The organism is Paenibacillus sp. EZ-K15, from assembly GCF_002573715.1.
Taxonomy (GTDB): Bacteria; Bacillota; Bacilli; order Paenibacillales; family Paenibacillaceae; genus Paenibacillus_AQ.
Genome location: NZ_PDHM01000016.1, coordinates 70,186 through 85,992, shown reverse-complemented (window position 1 = coordinate 85,992; position 15,807 = coordinate 70,186). Strand labels below are relative to the sequence as shown.

The 15,807-nt window shown below is 46.7% G+C and carries 20 protein-coding genes; 4 read left to right on the top strand and 16 right to left on the bottom strand.

Annotated features, from left to right (window positions below; all coding sequences use genetic code 11):
* Positions 1-133 precede the first annotated feature (133 nt).
* On the top strand, positions 134-361 hold the full coding sequence (gene tlp, locus CRG97_RS13000) for a small acid-soluble spore protein Tlp (protein ID WP_071218157.1): 228 nt from the start codon (positions 134-136) through the stop codon (positions 359-361).
* A gap of 194 nt (positions 362-555) precedes the next feature.
* On the opposite strand, the gene CRG97_RS12995 is transcribed toward tlp, so the two are convergent.
* Genes CRG97_RS12995 through CRG97_RS12975 form a run of 5 tightly spaced genes read right to left on the bottom strand, consistent with a single transcriptional unit; the run spans position 556 to position 2,281 of the window.
* On the bottom strand, positions 556-984 hold the full coding sequence (locus CRG97_RS12995) for a spore germination protein GerPE (RefSeq protein ID WP_098743334.1): 429 nt from the start codon (positions 982-984) through the stop codon (positions 556-558).
* Positions 981-1,166, bottom strand: a complete 186-nt coding sequence (locus tag CRG97_RS12990) for a spore gernimation protein GerPD (RefSeq protein WP_098743331.1) — start codon at positions 1,164-1,166, stop codon at positions 981-983. The genes CRG97_RS12995 and CRG97_RS12990 overlap by 4 nt, the downstream gene beginning before the upstream one ends.
* Complete coding sequence (gene gerPC / locus CRG97_RS12985; RefSeq protein ID WP_098743330.1) at positions 1,144-1,761, bottom strand: spore germination protein GerPC; 618 nt, start codon at positions 1,759-1,761, stop codon at positions 1,144-1,146. The genes CRG97_RS12990 and gerPC overlap by 23 nt, the downstream gene beginning before the upstream one ends.
* A 50-nt stretch (positions 1,762-1,811) precedes the next feature.
* Complete coding sequence (locus CRG97_RS12980) at positions 1,812-2,042, bottom strand: spore germination protein GerPB (RefSeq protein ID WP_098743329.1); 231 nt, start codon at positions 2,040-2,042, stop codon at positions 1,812-1,814.
* 14 nt (positions 2,043-2,056) lie between these two features.
* Positions 2,057-2,281 carry a spore germination protein gene (locus CRG97_RS12975; RefSeq protein ID WP_098743328.1) on the bottom strand — a complete coding sequence of 75 codons (225 nt, stop codon included), beginning with the start codon at positions 2,279-2,281 and terminating at the stop codon, positions 2,057-2,059.
* A gap of 122 nt (positions 2,282-2,403) precedes the next feature.
* Between CRG97_RS12975 and CRG97_RS12970 the strand changes: the two genes are divergently transcribed.
* Positions 2,404-2,865 carry an Hsp20/alpha crystallin family protein gene (locus CRG97_RS12970; protein WP_098743327.1) on the top strand — a complete coding sequence of 154 codons (462 nt, stop codon included), beginning with the start codon at positions 2,404-2,406 and terminating at the stop codon, positions 2,863-2,865.
* A gap of 546 nt (positions 2,866-3,411) precedes the next feature.
* Here CRG97_RS12970 and CRG97_RS12965 read toward each other — a convergent pair.
* Entirely contained in the window at positions 3,412-4,047 is a 636-nt protein-coding gene (locus tag CRG97_RS12965; protein WP_098743326.1) for an NAD(P)-dependent oxidoreductase, read from the bottom strand.
* A gap of 54 nt (positions 4,048-4,101) precedes the next feature.
* Positions 4,102-4,536, bottom strand: a complete 435-nt coding sequence (locus CRG97_RS12960) for a MarR family winged helix-turn-helix transcriptional regulator (RefSeq protein WP_076321209.1) — start codon at positions 4,534-4,536, stop codon at positions 4,102-4,104.
* A gap of 288 nt (positions 4,537-4,824) precedes the next feature.
* Here CRG97_RS12960 and CRG97_RS12955 point away from each other — a divergent pair, with 288 nt between their 5' ends.
* Positions 4,825-5,763 (top strand): NAD(P)-dependent oxidoreductase, encoded by a 939-nt coding sequence (locus CRG97_RS12955; protein ID WP_098743325.1) that lies wholly within the window; start codon positions 4,825-4,827, stop codon positions 5,761-5,763.
* 123 nt (positions 5,764-5,886) lie between these two features.
* On the opposite strand, the gene CRG97_RS12950 is transcribed toward CRG97_RS12955, so the two are convergent.
* From CRG97_RS12950 to CRG97_RS12925, 6 genes are all read right to left on the bottom strand, one after another.
* Positions 5,887-6,759 carry a carbohydrate ABC transporter permease gene (locus CRG97_RS12950; protein ID WP_076321208.1) on the bottom strand — a complete coding sequence of 291 codons (873 nt, stop codon included), beginning with the start codon at positions 6,757-6,759 and terminating at the stop codon, positions 5,887-5,889.
* A 21-nt stretch (positions 6,760-6,780) separates the two neighbouring features.
* Positions 6,781-7,638, bottom strand: a complete 858-nt coding sequence (locus CRG97_RS12945; protein ID WP_076321207.1) for a carbohydrate ABC transporter permease — start codon at positions 7,636-7,638, stop codon at positions 6,781-6,783.
* 118 nt (positions 7,639-7,756) lie between these two features.
* Positions 7,757-9,097, bottom strand: coding sequence for an ABC transporter substrate-binding protein (locus CRG97_RS12940; RefSeq protein WP_098743324.1), 1,341 nt, complete (start codon positions 9,095-9,097; stop codon positions 7,757-7,759).
* 356 nt (positions 9,098-9,453) lie between these two features.
* Positions 9,454-10,341, bottom strand: a complete 888-nt coding sequence (locus CRG97_RS12935) for an aldo/keto reductase (RefSeq protein ID WP_098743323.1) — start codon at positions 10,339-10,341, stop codon at positions 9,454-9,456.
* A 127-nt stretch (positions 10,342-10,468) separates the two neighbouring features.
* Positions 10,469-11,242 (bottom strand): SDR family NAD(P)-dependent oxidoreductase, encoded by a 774-nt coding sequence (locus tag CRG97_RS12930; protein ID WP_098743322.1) that lies wholly within the window; start codon positions 11,240-11,242, stop codon positions 10,469-10,471.
* An 81-nt stretch (positions 11,243-11,323) separates the two neighbouring features.
* A complete protein-coding gene (locus CRG97_RS12925) occupies positions 11,324-11,827 on the bottom strand; it encodes a GNAT family N-acetyltransferase (RefSeq protein ID WP_098743321.1) in 504 nt (167 codons plus the stop codon).
* 204 nt (positions 11,828-12,031) lie between these two features.
* On the opposite strand from CRG97_RS12925, the gene xerS reads away from it, so the two are divergent.
* A complete protein-coding gene (gene xerS / locus CRG97_RS12920) occupies positions 12,032-13,114 on the top strand; it encodes a tyrosine recombinase XerS (RefSeq protein WP_098743320.1) in 1,083 nt (360 codons plus the stop codon).
* Between the two features lie 11 nt (positions 13,115-13,125).
* Here the strand turns inward: xerS and mobB are convergent, their stop codons facing one another.
* The 3 genes from mobB to CRG97_RS12905 form a co-directional block, all read right to left on the bottom strand.
* The gene (gene mobB, locus CRG97_RS12915) at positions 13,126-13,629 is read right to left on the bottom strand and encodes a molybdopterin-guanine dinucleotide biosynthesis protein B (protein WP_098743319.1); all 504 of its coding nucleotides are present in this window, start codon (positions 13,627-13,629) and stop codon (positions 13,126-13,128) included.
* Positions 13,626-14,915, bottom strand: coding sequence for a molybdopterin molybdotransferase MoeA (locus CRG97_RS12910; RefSeq protein WP_098745052.1), 1,290 nt, complete (start codon positions 14,913-14,915; stop codon positions 13,626-13,628). The genes mobB and CRG97_RS12910 overlap by 4 nt, the downstream gene beginning before the upstream one ends.
* A 154-nt stretch (positions 14,916-15,069) precedes the next feature.
* Positions 15,070-15,801 carry a DUF4247 domain-containing protein gene (locus CRG97_RS12905; RefSeq protein WP_098743318.1) on the bottom strand — a complete coding sequence of 244 codons (732 nt, stop codon included), beginning with the start codon at positions 15,799-15,801 and terminating at the stop codon, positions 15,070-15,072.
* Between the last annotated feature and the right edge of the window lie 6 nt (positions 15,802-15,807).

Here is a 15,807-nt window from a genome sequence, read left to right as displayed (position 1 = left end):
GACTTGCAATATTTACAATACTGTAGCTTTTTTGATAGTGTCAGCCTCGTATGCATAAGGATGTTTTTATTATGGAAAACTCTTGAGGTGTGAAATTTTAGCAAGGCAGTTGAATTTAAGGAGGTGACAATTCATGGCTAAACCCGATAATCGCGAAGACAATGTAGAACATTTGCAACAGGCCGTCCAAAACACGATTGAGAACTACCGTGAAGCCGAAGATTATCTCGAGGAGTTCGGGGATGAGATTCCGGCAAGCGAGAAAGAACAGATTCAAGATCGTAATGCTCGTCGCGAAAAGAGTATTTCCGGCTTCCGAGAAGAGATCAAAGACGAAGCTGCCCATCAGCAAGGAGAATAATCCATAGATCACATAGAAACAGGAGGAGCGCATGGCGCTCCTCCTGTTTTGCACATCTCCTACCCATCCGGGGAATCGTCAGGGTCACTGTGAACGAAGGTAAAATATTAATTTTTCGTTCAGTACCGAAATTCCGACCACAGCGCAAAAAGCCTGCTAGCTTTACATTTAGCAAGCTTCCGAACCAACTGAGATTAGTCCTTCTTCACGAAATTCTTTTTGACGATAACTCCCTTATAATCCTTTAAATACTCGGGCGCATCCGTAATAAAGTGTCTGATCGCCTTCACCCTGGATTCCAAATCCATGGTATCGTTCGGACCCACTTGTACAACCGATGCTGATGCAGTCGCTATAATATCGACACATCCCACATGAATCTTTTTATAATCTTGTATAATGTTTAGTTCTACGTCTGAGTGCGGCGGCCATGTGGGTATGGACCTGGAAAATATCGGGTAATCCTCATATTGTCCCTCGTCTTCAAAGAACACCGGCACCTGCCGCTGAACCGCCAATGCACGCGTATCGGCATCGATATGTCCCGATTCACCGCATACAAATACGGAGCTATTGGAAATATTGATGATATACATGTGATCAACGTGTGAATGACGCTTCATGGTGCGGAACCCGGAGATAACGGAACAAGGGGGGTGATTTGCAGTGATTCGGAAGGCGTATCATACATGGAGGAGCAATTCATGACATGGGTATCTCCAATCAACAGTACCGATGAACCTGAAATAGCTGTAATGCGGATCGAACCAACCTGAAGCTCTTTATTGACGACTGTCATTTTCATTTGAATTCCACTTCCCTCGTTGCAAATTAAGAAGGTGCTGCTCAACTGCCGTAACGATCTCACTCTTCACTTGTTTGACGATCGATTGCTCAACATCTTGTGGGTTCATAGTTTCCCTATTCGTTTGATATTGCTTCAGATAAACCGTTATACGGTCTCCGAGTTGTTTACGAATATCCTCGATAATAACCCCAGCATATTCATCACCAACTACAAGCTTGGATTCGGGAAGCATGCGCTCGATCTGCTTAGGTACGATATCTTCTAGATAACGTGATACATTCTGATATATGTTCGAGTGTAGTTCGCCGCCTGTATTTCCCGTCTGGGATTGTTCTAACGGCTGACCATTTACGATAATATCGTCCAGGGATTGCCCATCCTTAGGCATCAACCCAATATTTAAAGTGCCTTCCAATTTTTCGATTTTCAATAAATCAAAATTATATTGCACCCGATCTATCGTATTCTCGCTTCCCTGTTTTAATTGATCTATTTCACTGCGCATTTCCTTCAGCATTTGCTCCATTCTACTCAGCTGCTCTGACTGGGTTTGAAGAATATAGAACAATTGCTGTATATAATAATCGTACATGGAACCCGCCTCCCCTGCTCCTTATACAATCTATGCGCAGGCAATTCACCTCATTCTTGCCTATACAGTCCTTCAGTCGGCGCAGGTAATGGGACCAAGGGGTTATTGCTATTATTCTGAGGCTCGAAATCCGGAGCGGGGCCTGTAAAACCACCTGTGTTATATATATTGGATAATGCCCGGATCTCTCCAGCGGTTCCAATCTGCAGCACCGAAGAGTTAGTCACCGCTCCCACCCGAAGCTGCTGTATATTAATACATTGATGTACTGTTAGATTCACAGTGGATCACAACCTTAATTAACATTAGGCGAATCAATCAGGTCCGGATCAATTGCATTCGTGCTGCTGGCCTGGTTGTTTGCTATATTCGTACCAATACTATCACCGGTGGTGAACGAGTTGGCGCCGGAATAAGCTTTTGAAGAGCTGGTTAAATCAATGACGCCTGTATTTCCGACCAAGACCGTAGAACTGGGGCCCACGTTTACAATCTTCATATTGCCGATAATCGAAACCACAATTCCACCTCTTCATTCAAAATCATACGCTTGAATTTATTCTATGTGGTTGGAAGCCCAGATGTCACTATAACATTCTTTCGCCCATATAATGAATTTACAGAACGAGGGAGGGATATAGAGTGAACTCAAGATCCAAACGGCCTGACTGGTTGTCAAAGGACTCTTTTTTTAACAATAATTCGTTTCCATTCAAAGATCTTAATGATCTCAATGAGGATTTCCAGCTGGATCCAACCGTAATTGAGGATTATGTAAAGGATACGATCAGACAAGCAACGGCCGGAAATGAAATGCTGCCTAACCCCAATACACTTCGATATGAAACTTTTGATACCCATAACTTTCTGGTTGTGAAATGTTATGTACCCAAACGTGTCCATCCGGAAAACTTATGGATTAAGCTAAATCGGACACAAATTAAAATCAATGGTTTGCCAAAAGATCAAAGCCAGACCATCGTCTTACCGGTCCCCATTCTTCCTGCACAAAGCATTGCGACCTATAAACAGCCTACTCTTCAAATTAAAATGCCAAAAATGTCTACTGGCCGATTTCGTGATATCAATATTCGTTTCTTATGAACTCCTATATCTTGCGACGTTTGTCACAATCCAAAAACGGTTCCTACTGTCAATTTACTCCGGTTCAACCTGGGCTGTCCCAAAAGATCATAGATCTTGAGGGAGGCCCCCTTCTTGCTGTTAGAAGACGCTCCATGTACGAATCGTTCCTCCCATCGCTGGTGCCCCCACATTTCTTGGAATGGTTCACACTTTCTGTTTATGAGAGCCGTACGTCAAGTAACTAAATCTACTTTTGGGACGGCCCCAGGTCACTGGATGATGCAACCATACGCATAACTTATATATTTTAACGGAATGAAGAACATTTACCAGAATATGTCTGTTCCTCTCCCCACCATTTTCACTTTTGTGTAGGGACTATACAGGAGGTTGGGGTGCATTAGATCGAAGTTAGCTAGATAAATTGAAGTTTTTCCCTTATTATGAATTTTTCATATGATGCATTATTCACTTATCAAGGCCGATTTCCTACATTAAAATAAGCTGATTTCATGATGAAATCAGCTTATTCAAGGATCTATATGAAGGTCGTTGCCAGGCTTATTAAGCCTCGGATACTACCGTATAACGCTCATTGATATGCTTCGGCTGTTCAAGTTCATCCAATACCGCAATCGCGTAATCCGCGTAGCTGACATAGCTTTGACCGCTCGAATTGACAATGACATGGTCCTTGCCTTCCTGATAGCTGCCAGTGCGTTGACCTTTCGGATTAAAGAAGGCTGCCGGACTAAGAAACGTCCATTTGACATCAGAAGTTTGCTCCAGGTCTTTCAAATTCTCACCGGCGTGGAATGCCGTCGGATAATATTCCTTAGGAAAATCAGGAGTTTCCATGAGTCGCAAGGTTTTGGCTTCATCAACAAACAAGCTTCCGGCACCGCCCATCACAAACAGTCTGGTTTTCGTGCCTTTCAGAGCTTCTATCAATACTCGGCCTACTTCCACATATTGAGTTTCCTGCCCAGGCGCCGCCGCAAAAGCATTCACGACAACATCGAAGCCTTGAAGATCGGCATTAGTCAAATCCAGCACGTTCTTCTCCAAAATGTTAATACTGGAATCGGAGACCTTGGATGCATTACGTACAATTGCCGTTACTTCATGACCGCGTGCTTGTGCTTCCTTGAGAATCAGACTTCCCGCTTTCCCTGTTGCACCGATAATACCAATCTGCATGATGAATCTCTCCTTTATCAATTGTATATACAAATGAGGGGTGAAAAAGAGGCTTTATATTCCCTTTTTCAATATTTCACTGGATTCATGGAGAAGTTTAGTTAATTGTTCGCTATGTTCCTTCCCCAAGAGGGAAACATACTGTCCATACAGCTGTTCAAAATATTGGTTCAGCTCCTGATATAACAACTTCCCTTCATCCGTTAAAAAAATATGCGTTTCTTTCCATTCGGATTGGCGCAGTACCAACTGCTTCTCCTCCAGCTTATCAATGAACCGGGTGCTTGTGGATGGAGCAATCGATAACTTATCGCTTAGCTCTTTCTGCGTGATGCCGGGATATTGATGGATTACCACCAGAACATAGGAATATGTTGGCGATAAACCGGCTTTGGCAAAAGCTTCCTCTGCCATTTTGGTCATCGAACGAGCAAACCGATTCGATGTAAAAAACAAGCATGAGCTTAGTATGGAATCATCGATGTTCATAACCAGTCACCTCTCATTTGTATATACAAATTAACACGACGCTAATATTTTGTCAACAACTTTCTTTTGGTTAGTTCTATGATTGATTTTATCCTTTTCGTCGTAATTAAGCACAGTTGCAATCGTATATAGCTTGCTTGAGAGATAGGGAGCGCTTTTCTTCATTGTTATGAATTTTTCATATATTGAAATACTCATCTAATTTTTATGAATAAAAAAACGATTGACCTTGACATTAATGTCAAGGTCTACACTATATTCGAAACCAACACTCAAGGAGGAAGTAGGATGGAACAGTCCAAACAAAATCAAGGCCAAATGATCGAACCTAACGTTCGTGAAATTCAGCAAAACACCAATAAGGAGCATGTGACCGTGCTTGGGCTCGGCCCTATGGGCCAAGCGCTTGCCGGGGCTTTTATCAAGAATGGCCACGCTACAACAGTGTGGAACCGAACGACTGCAAAAGCCGATCCACTTATAACACAAGGTGCAGTGCTTGCCCCGACTGTTACGAATGCTGTGCTTGCCAGCCAGCTTATTATCATCTGTGTACTCAATTATGATGCAGTCCGCTCTATTCTCTCCCCTGCTACCAGCGCGTTGAAAGGGAAAACCCTCATTAACCTGACAGCCGACTCCCCTGAACGTGCACGCGAAATGGCGGCTTGGGCAACCGAGAACGGTATGGACTATATTGATGGAGCGATCATGACGCCGATAACGACCATTGGGCAGCCTTCAGCGGTTCTTCTGTACAGCGGGCAAGAAGACGTATATCGCAGCCATCGTGAAACACTTTCCAGTCTAGGAGGGGCCGCTTCGTTCCTGGGGGAGGATCCCGGTCGTGCCGCGGCATATGATGTCGCATTGCTCGATGTGTTCTGGACAGCGATGAGCGGCTATGTGCACGCTCTGGCTATAGCACGCGCTGAGAACTTTGCCGCGAAAGACATCGCCCCCTATGCGCACAATATCATTCACATTATGCCGGATATCATGACCTATATCGCACAAGATGTGGATCAAGGCGTCTACCCTGGTGAGGGCTCGAGTCTCATCTCCAATATGACAAGTATAGAGCATATCATCCACGTGGCCGAACATCACGGCATCGATAGCAGCGTCTTAAACGCAGCAAAAGCGATTGCCCAAAGAGCAATCCATGCCGGTCATGGAGAAGATGGCTTCTCACGCTTAATCGAATTTAATCACCCATCTGCTTAAAATGCTAATCCGACTATGATCCAGATTTAAAGACTAAATGGAATATAACAACGAATAGGCAAGTCAAACAGGTGACGAAAGCGTCCCCTCTTGACTTGCCTATTCGTTGAATTCGCTGTCTCCTTAACCCTTGACGGCTCCTTCGGTCAAACCTTTCTGAATATACTTTGAGATAAACAGGTACACAATCAGCACCGGAATAACGGTCAACGATACTGCCGTAGCCATCAGGCCAAAGTCTGTTCCGTATTGGGAACTAATCTCATTAAGCAATGCAACGATCGGACGGACATTCTCTTTGTTTACAAAGATCAACGCTGAGAACAAGTCATTGTACGACCACATAAATACAAAAATGCTTGTCGATGCAAATACAGGCTGCGAGATCGGAACGAATATCTTAACAAACATCTGCCATCGGTTGCATCCGTCCATAAAAGAAGCTTCTTCAAGCTCTTTCGGTATGGTTGCCATATAACCGGCAATAACCAAGGTCGCAAACGTCAGATTGCCTGCCGTTTGCGGGAAGATCAGGCCCCAGTACGTATTGACCAGGCTGGTTTTGATAAGAAGCTCATATACCGGAACTACGGTAGCAAACGCCGGGATCAAAAGTGTCGCATACAGAATGGAATAAATCGTGCGCTTGCCTTTAAAGTTGAATCTGGACAGCACATAAGCGGCTAGTCCTCCGAGCAATAACACCAACAATACGGTACTGAAGGACATCACCAAGCTATTGATATAACTTCTCCCGATATTGATGCGGTCAAATGCGTTCTGATAGTTAACAAACACCGGTTCCCATGCGATACCAAAGGAATTATTCATCACATCGCGAGAAACCTTGAACGAGTTATTCACGATCCAGAATAACGGATAGATGGTTGTTAAGGACCACGCTGTCAAAATCACGTACATCAACGTGGTGCCTAAACTAAACCGACTTTTCCTAACGCGCTGAGTTTTGTGTTCAACGACGATGGTTGGCTCCATAACAGTACACCCCTATAATGCTTAGTATGTAATCTCGTCTCTTTTCATCAAACGGTTGGCAATCAATGCAAGCAGTACACCAAAGATCACCATGTATATAGCAACCGCCGATCCGTAACCAAAGTTCTGATCCACCATGGCCTTTTTGTACATATACGTTCCCAGTACTTCCGTTCCATTCTGGCCGCTTGTAATGACCCAGATGAACTCGAACACCTTCAACGTTCCCGTAATGGCAAGGGTGATAACAACCTTAATGTCACTCATGATGAGCGGAATTGTAAGCATCGTTGTTTTCTTGAACCCGGTGATTCCTTCCAATTTTGCAGCCTCATAATAATCCGCGGGTATTTTGGACATGGCGGTCAAGAACAGGACGAAATAAAAGCCCACATAATGCCATACCGTTGGAATCGATACTGCCTTAAGCGCATTCTTCGCGTCCAGCCACAAAATCTTCTCAATATTGAAATTCGCCAGCAAATTGTTCAGCAAACCGAAGTTGTAATTGTAGAACAATACAAATAATAAGGAAATGGCAGTACCGGATATGACAACCGGGAAGAAAAAGACAGTTCGATAAAACCCTTTGAGCTTGGAAATGTTATCTACCAGGACGGCCAATACAAGCGCGATCCCAACCTGAAACACGATAACATAGAGCATGATTTCCAGCGTGTGCAACGTTGCAGCGCCAAGCAGTTTATCCGTAACGAGTCTCTCATAGTTAGCCCATCCCACAAACTTTTTGTCGAAAAAGCCGCTTGTTCGATAAAAGCTAAGATACAAACTCTTGAAGAACGGATAATATAGAAAGATTGTCATGATGGCTGCTGCGGGTAATAAAAACATCACAATGTACTTGCGATCACCCTTCATATTAATCACCCTTGATGTTTATTTTTCTTCATCGTCCTTGCCGAAATGACTACGCCGCCCAAATGAAAGCAGAGGGGCGGCGTAACGTCACTTTTAATTCTACCGTTTCTGATGAAAACTATTTTTTGTTGGCATCCTCGGTCTTCTTCGCTTCTTCGATAGCTTGAGTAGGAGTCTTCTTACCTTCCACTACAGGCTGCACGTTAGCACGAAGATTACCGAACGTTTCTTGCGAAACTTTACTGTCAACCGGTGCAACGATGGAAGCTGCTTTAGCTGCCATAGCGAAACCGTCAAGAGCTACTTGCGGCAATCCAGTCACTTCCACGTCAGCAGCTGGTGTACCACCGTTAGCTGAAGCGATTTTTTGAATAGATGCCGGGGAAGTCAGGTGTTTCAGCAAAGCGATTGCCGCTTCTTTTTTGGCTGCATCATCATAAGTGGCTTTGGAGAGGTAGAAACCGGAACCGAAACCGCCTACGATATCATTACCGCTGCCAGCGCCACCAGGAACCGTAGGGAATGGCAGAACTGTAGAGTTGTCACGAGTATCATCGCTCCAACCTCCAACTGCCCAAGATCCTTCGATGGTCATAGCAGCCAGGCCTTCACTATAGTAGTTGCCGGACATGCTCAGGTCGATCGTTGCTGCATCTTTAGGGAATGCGCCCAGCTTATACAATTCTTGCATAGCCGCATACGCTTTTTCCCAGTTTGGATCGATGCCATCAAGTAGACCTTTGCTTTGGCTTTCAGGACCTGCTGCTGACAAAATCGTATGCTCAATCAGGTAGTGAGATTGGTCAAATGGTACGGACAAAGGAATAATGCCTTTTTCAGACAACGTTTTCACAGCTGTGGTCAATTTCGCCCAGTCTGTTGGAAGCTCCAGACCATTTTCTTCGAAGATTTTTTTGTTAACGAACAAACCTTCATAGAAACCGGTCAATGGTGCTGCGTAAATGTTACCGTCTTTTTGCTTGGCAAGCTCAAGCGCGTCAGGAATGAAGCCGTTCTTCCATTCAGCGTCAGCGTCGAGAACTTCGTTCAGCGGCACAACTTTACCTGCATTGACGAATCCTTCTGCGTCAGCCCCGATGAAGTAGAACAACAAGTCAGGCTCGTTGCCGCTGTTCATGTCGGTGTTCACTTTCGTTCTGAAACCGTCATCATTTGCTGACATGGTGTCGTTGTCTATCTTCACGTTCGGATGCTCCTTCGTGAATTCATCCAACGCTGCCTGGAAGGCTTCGCGAGCTGCGTCAGTTCCTCCGAAAGTCGAGAACACGCGGAGTGAAACCGGAACGGCTTCTTCCTTCTTCTCATCTGCCGGCGGCGTTTCCGTCTTCGGAGCATCTCCTCCAGAAGCAGGAGTGTTGGTGCCACTGTTACCGCATGCTGCTAGGAACATGGAGAGCAACAACATGACACTCATGAGTAACATGGAAGTCCTTTTCATTTCTAATCCCCCTAAGTATTTTTTTCAGAACCTTATGTAAATACTTGCTGTCTACCAGAATTTTATTCCAAGCCCTACTGGTTTCAAAGGGGGACATTCATCTTTTGAGGGGGGAAATTTTTCCATGTCAACTTTTTTCGCTTCACGCCTCCCTTTTTAAACCAGGAAAATGTGCTAGGTGTAGAGGAAGCCAGATGAAAATAATGCAGTGGCTAGATCAGGAAATGGATGGGTATTTCTCTATTATGAATTTTTCATATGTTGAAATAACATCATCATTTACAGTCACGGTTTGCAATCTTTTAACAGCAAAAAAGAGCCTATCGAGATCTCTCGACAGGCTCTTTTTTATACACCTATACCTTGCCCACCCAATCCGCACCGGCAACCTCTCGCCAGCGATTGCGGATCGACTCGTAAATATCCTCCGGCAATTGCCCTTTTTCCAATAATGCGGCATTTTCCTCCCAGCGGTCCGGTTTTGCCGTACCGACGATGGCGGTTGCTACGCCCGGCGTGCTTAAGGTGAATCTTAATGCCGTTTCAACGCCTTGCTGAACATCCGCGAGAAAATCGTAATTCAATTCGTTTAACCGGACCCAATAAGGATAAGCATAATTTTGTTCGCTCAGCGTTTGATGCTTCCAGGCTACATTAGCTACCGGACGTTTGGCAATAATCCCTATTCCCTGCTTCATAGCTAGCGGAATCGTAAGATCAATTGCCTCCTGATCAGCAATGTTCAGCGAAGTTTCAAAGCTGTCGAACACGCCGGTTTGCAGGGCATAGAGCGCATCGGTCGAATCGCCGCTGTAGCCGATGTACCGCGTTTTCCCCTGCTCCTTAGCTCTTCGCAACACCTCAATCACTTCGCCCCGCCGCAAGATTTCTTCAGAGCAGCTGTGAAGATGGATAACATCGACGTGGTCCACCTGCAGTCGCTTCAAGCTGCGGTCAATGCTCTGCGCAAGCATTACGGGATCCCAATCCGGAAAGTCCAGACCGGAAGCGTGGCCGCATTTGGTAAACAGGTAATAATCATCTCTTCGACCTGACAAAGCCTTGCCAATCAATTCCTCGCTGTCCCCATAACATTCTGCGGTATCAATCATGTTAAGACCTGCATCAATGGCGCTGTGCAGGAGCCGGTCCACCGTCTTTTGATCCGACTTGCCGATCTCGGCGCCACCGAATCCCAGCACACTAACCTGCATGTCCGTTCGTCCAAATGCTCGACGTTCCATCTTCCTTCACTCTCCTCCCTGTTAATCCCATTGATCATTACCCGATATAGATAAACCTGAAAGCCCTTTTTTCGTTACCATTCGATTGCACTATATTCTTCAGTTTGAAAGAAAGAATACTCCCCTGCTAAAATCCATATATGCTAAGTCCGCCATCCACCAGCAGCGTTTGCCCGGTCATGTAATTGGCAGCCTCGGACGCCAGGAAAACGACAGGTCCAACCACTTCTTCCAGACTTCCCACGCGCTTAAGCGGTGTCCGGTCCAATATGGCCTGCATATAAGCTTCATCACTAAGCAGCTTCTCTGTCAGCGGAGTCCGGAAATACCAAGGTCCGACCGAGTTGACCTGAATTCCATACTGCGCCCACTCCATCGCAAGCACCTTGGTCATATGGATGAGAGCCGCCTTCGTGGCTCCATAGACAACGCCCGTGCGAAGGGCCATGTGTCCGCCTACCGAGGAGATGTTAATGATTCTGCCATTTCCCTGATCTTTCATAAATCGGGCAGCCGCTTGAGAAGCCACAAAAGCCGACTTCAGGTTGGTTTGCACAATTAAGTCCCATTCGGAATCCGTCACTTCCAGCGCAGGCGTACGAATATTCATGCCGGCATTATTGACCAGTATATCGATTCGTCCTGCCTGATCTACAAATTCTCGAATCGCTCCCTCCATCTCTTCCCTTATGGTCAGATCACCCGGCAGCACAAAGGCCTGACCCTGGTTCAAGCCATTGATCAGATTTGCGGTCTCCTCCAAATCGCTTCTGGTCCGGGACATCAAGCCGACATCACATCCGGCCTCTGCCAATCCTATGGCAATGGCGCGTCCAATTCCACGTCCCGCCCCTGTAACAAAAGCTTTTTTCCCTTCCAGATGAAAACTCGGTAAATACATTCAAATTCCTCCTAGGCATCGATCTGTAATCAAGTTCTATAATCAAAGAAATGAAACGTTCCTTCGATCCATGTAAAAATACTAGGAATTAAAATATTGCGAAGGATTGTGACGAACCGGATCAATATATTCCTCATATCGACCGCCCGTATAAAATTCAATGACTTTTCGCCAAAACGCCTGCGCCGGAATATTGCTGCTCACTTGCGTCACCTTCCAGCGTCCCTGAAACTGATCAAACAGCCAGGTCGCCGCCCAAGTCCCCAATCCCGTACGCCGATATTTTTGCATAACAAAAAATTCCGTCATGTAATAGTCCGCTTCTGCGGCGTCATCCATCCGCTCGATCAAAGCAAACCCGGCTGGCCGTTGATCAAACGTAATCAGATAAGGGTATTTCCGTTCCCTCTTTTTCCAGAACTCATCCAGATCCGGATAGGGTAAAAACAGCCCTTGATCATTTACCGAAATATCCAGATACTTGGTAAAATCATATAGGTACAATTGCATCAAGTTTACGATAACGGCTTGTTTCCGCTTGGGAACCAGCTCAATTCCCATGCGTTCCGCTCGTTCTGAAATCATGCTGCCGCCTCCCTGAGCATATCATCTATCATTTTAACGCGTCATATCTTCATCATAGTATCCGCTCATAGTGAAACACAAGCACAATAACGGATCAGTGAGCACGGTGATCTGACACCTGCAAGCACGATAGACTTTCCATATGTTACACTAGTAATTAATGACACAGGTCATTGCAATAAAGACAATTATTCGAGGTGGAACATGAATATACAAAAAGATATCGACCGTGCAAGACTCGATGAGAAATCGCCGGACATGCCTTGGTTCGTACAGCAATTTATCGACTACAAGCTCCCGGATCTCTCCCCCTCCACCCTGCTCGAATATGTAAGGGATTATGAAACGTTCTTTAATTGGCTCCGGTCGGAGGGGCTTTCCCAAGCAACCTCTAATCGAGAGGTGACGCTGCTCGAGCTGGAGACGCTGCGCATGGACAGCATCACCAGTTATCGATTATATCTGACTACGCGCCGGGAAGGGACCAACTCCAGAATCACGGTTTCCCGCAAGCTCTCATCGCTGCGCTCCCTGTTTCATTATTTAAGCCAGATTGCGGAGGACGAGGACTTTTACCCGCTTCTCAAGCGTAACATCATGGCTAAAGTGGAAATTAAGCGAATTCATAAACCCAAAGATACGGCTGCCAAGTTAAAAGGAAAAATACTGGAAGAAGAAGAGCTTCAGGATTTCATTACTTACATTCACGAAGGTTATGGGCTGGATGTGGAGCAGAACAAACAGGCGCTCTATGCGCATGAGCAAAATAAAGTCAGAGATGCCTGTATCGCCAGCCTCATATTAAATTCCGGCCTTCGTGTATCCGAAGTGGTCAATTTGAATCTGGCAGACATCGACCTGAACAATAAAATGCTCCATGTCTATCGTAAAGGTAATAACGACGAAACCTTTAAAACCCCGGTCTACTTCCGTGCGCAAGCCAAAGACGATCTTGAATATTACCTGCAGCTTCGGCAGGCCCACTACAAGGTGCCGAAAAAAGAAAAGGCTCTGTTCGTTGCACTGCGTAACGGCCAGAATGAAGGGCAGCGCATGACCAAACGGGCAATTCAGGCGATGATCATCAAATACGCCAAGCGTTTTGGCAAGCCAGCCCTAACCGTGCATAAGCTGCGGCATTCGTTTGCAACCGACTATTATCTGCAAAATGATATTTACAAAACCAAAGAACAACTGGGTCACGCATCCACCGAGACAACCGAAGTGTACGCCCACTTAACGGACAAAACGATGTCCGAGGCGATTGAACGCCGCTCCGATGATTAACCACAACTTCTTTATAATGACAGCAGCAGCGACGTAATCCGCTCTGTGTCATTCCAAGTAAATAGGGGAACCGCTAGCCGCTGCTGTATCTCATGCAGGGCTGACGGTTCCTTTAGCATTTCAGGACGCACCACAATCCCCCTGATCTCTTCAACTTGATCCACTAGCCCAATATCCTCCGTTCCTCGCAGCAGTACGAGCTTCGGATAAGGCTGCATCTTATAGCCCTCAACAAGCACCAGCTCAAAATCGCTGTACAGATGGACTAACGACGCAAGTTCCAGCTCCGTTTCCATCAGCATCGCCGTACGCCCTGGCGAAGCGATGGCGATCCCCTCGGCTCCCGCCTCACGGAATTTGTACGTGTCCGTCCCTTCGTGATCCATTTCGAATCCGTGCCCGTCATGCTTGATGACGGCTGTCCGAATGCCATGCCGTTTCAACTGTGGAATCAAGCTGGCAATCAACGTGGTTTTGCCGCTGTTCTTATAACCGCAGATCTGGAAAATCTTCATGTCCAGGTTCCTGGCAGAACGAGGACCTGTACGGCTTGGCCTTTAACTGCACCTCGAAGCTCTGGCGGGATCACGATTAAACAGTCACTGTCTTTGATTGTGATCATGACACTCGATTCATCAAGGGATGCAGGTGTCGCTACAAGCTTGCCGTTTGACACCTTAAGGCTCCCCCGGACGAAACGGGTAAAGTTGTTCACTTTCGAGTAATCCGAACCCAATTCTGCCGTCCATTCGGTTAAGAACAACTGCTCCATGCCAAGCATCTTGCGGATCACAGGTCTGACAAACAACAGAAATCCCACATAACATGCGCCTGGATTACCCGATAGCGCGAAGAGTAGTTTACCATCCTTCACTGCCGCGGTTGTAACACTTCCGGGACGCATCGTGACTTTATTAAACAGCATGTCCAGACCGCCGGATGTCACCAGCTCCCCCATAATATCGTAGTCGCCTACTGAAACGCCGCCTGTCGTAACCACGATGTCATACACCTGAAGCGCTTCCTCCACCTTCTGGCGAGCGAGCTCGATATCATCCGGGATCGCCTCCATAATCACCGGCACACCACCGGCTTCCCGAATTTGCGATGCGAGCATATAGGTATTGCTGTTTCGGATTTTACCGGGTTCAAGCGGCTCGGTGATGTCCAGTAGTTCGGTGCCCGTCGAGAAAATTCCTACCACCGGCTGACGATACACTTCAACCTGATGTATGCCGAAGGTGGCCAGAACTGAAATTTCTCCAGGCCCGATGAGAGTTCCTCGGCGGAGGATCAAATCACCTTCCTGAAGCTCGAATCCGAGGGGAGTGATATTCTTCCCCTTCTCGATGGACCGCTTGAAGCCTACATGGGTTAAGCCATCCTCCATTCGAAGCTCCGTCGCTTCAAGCATAACGACAGCGTCTGCCCCTTCCGGGACTTGAGCGCCTGTCATGATGCGGGAAGCCTTGCCTTGCTCAATCGGGATTGAAGACACATATCCGCACGGGATCTGGTCGACAACCTCTAGCCACACCTTTTCCCCTAGATCACATGCCGCCAAATCCGCTGAGCGAACAGCATAACCGTCCATGCCCGAACGTGCAAAAGCCGGAAACGGGTGAGGGGCGATGACATCGGAGGCAAGCACACGTCCATCACTGTCCTGCAACCGAATGAACTCCTCCTGACCAAGCCCTGCATATGAAGCGGCGAGCGCTTGCGCGTCCGCAACCTGTAAAGCGCGCCGATCAAATTTATGATTTTGTTTCTTAGGCGATATCGAATGATTATCCTTCACAACGCATTCCTCACTTTCTGACTCAAAGAAACCTGACATTCTTACTGTACTACATTCTGAGCAATCTTCAAACCGAGCCTTCGGCTCATATGAAACCCTTCTGCTCGTACAAAAAAGCGCATGGTCACCAGACCATGCGCTTGAAACTCCTTGCTTACCTTCGTCCCCTTCGGGAGATTTTTCCAGATCCGATTCGGGTCTTCGGCTTCTTGTACGATTTCTTAGGCGAATCGAACAGTCCCCCGCCGCTTTCGCCGCGCTTAATCGTGCCGCGGTCTCCGCTTGTATCCGGATTTCGTCGGAACAGGCCTCCACCGGTACCGGCAGAATCCTGACCGCGCCGGGTAATCTTCCCGCTCCGGTCTACCGTCAACGGCGGAGCGATCTTCTTATCCTTGCTTGTCGGCTTCTTATAGTTACCTTGTGCCGGTTTATACACATCTTTACTTGTATACCCCCGGTAACCCCCGCCGCCCATCGAATCAAATAAATTCCCGATCAGAACTGCCGTTAAGTAACCTTGCAGGAAACTTGAATCATAATTACGCTGAACATACTCCCTGGAATCGATCTCAATCAGCGTATCGGTCGGCTTCTGGGGGTCCTGCTGCAAATGGTAATACTCATCCCCATACACCAAGAACATCCGCTCGGTATCCTCAGGAGATGATTGATCCGGCGTGTTTGCCGCCATGAGCTCGTTTGCAACATCGGGAACGCTTTTATCAGCTGCCCGGTACACATAGGACGTTGCATTTCCGTCTCGATTGACGGATTCCAGCGGATAGGTATCCTTGATATTCGGCGCTCCGCATCCACTCAATAATGATACGAACAAACTCAGCACCAATATGATTTTTATAGATATAAAAGAGCGTTCCTTCATGCCACC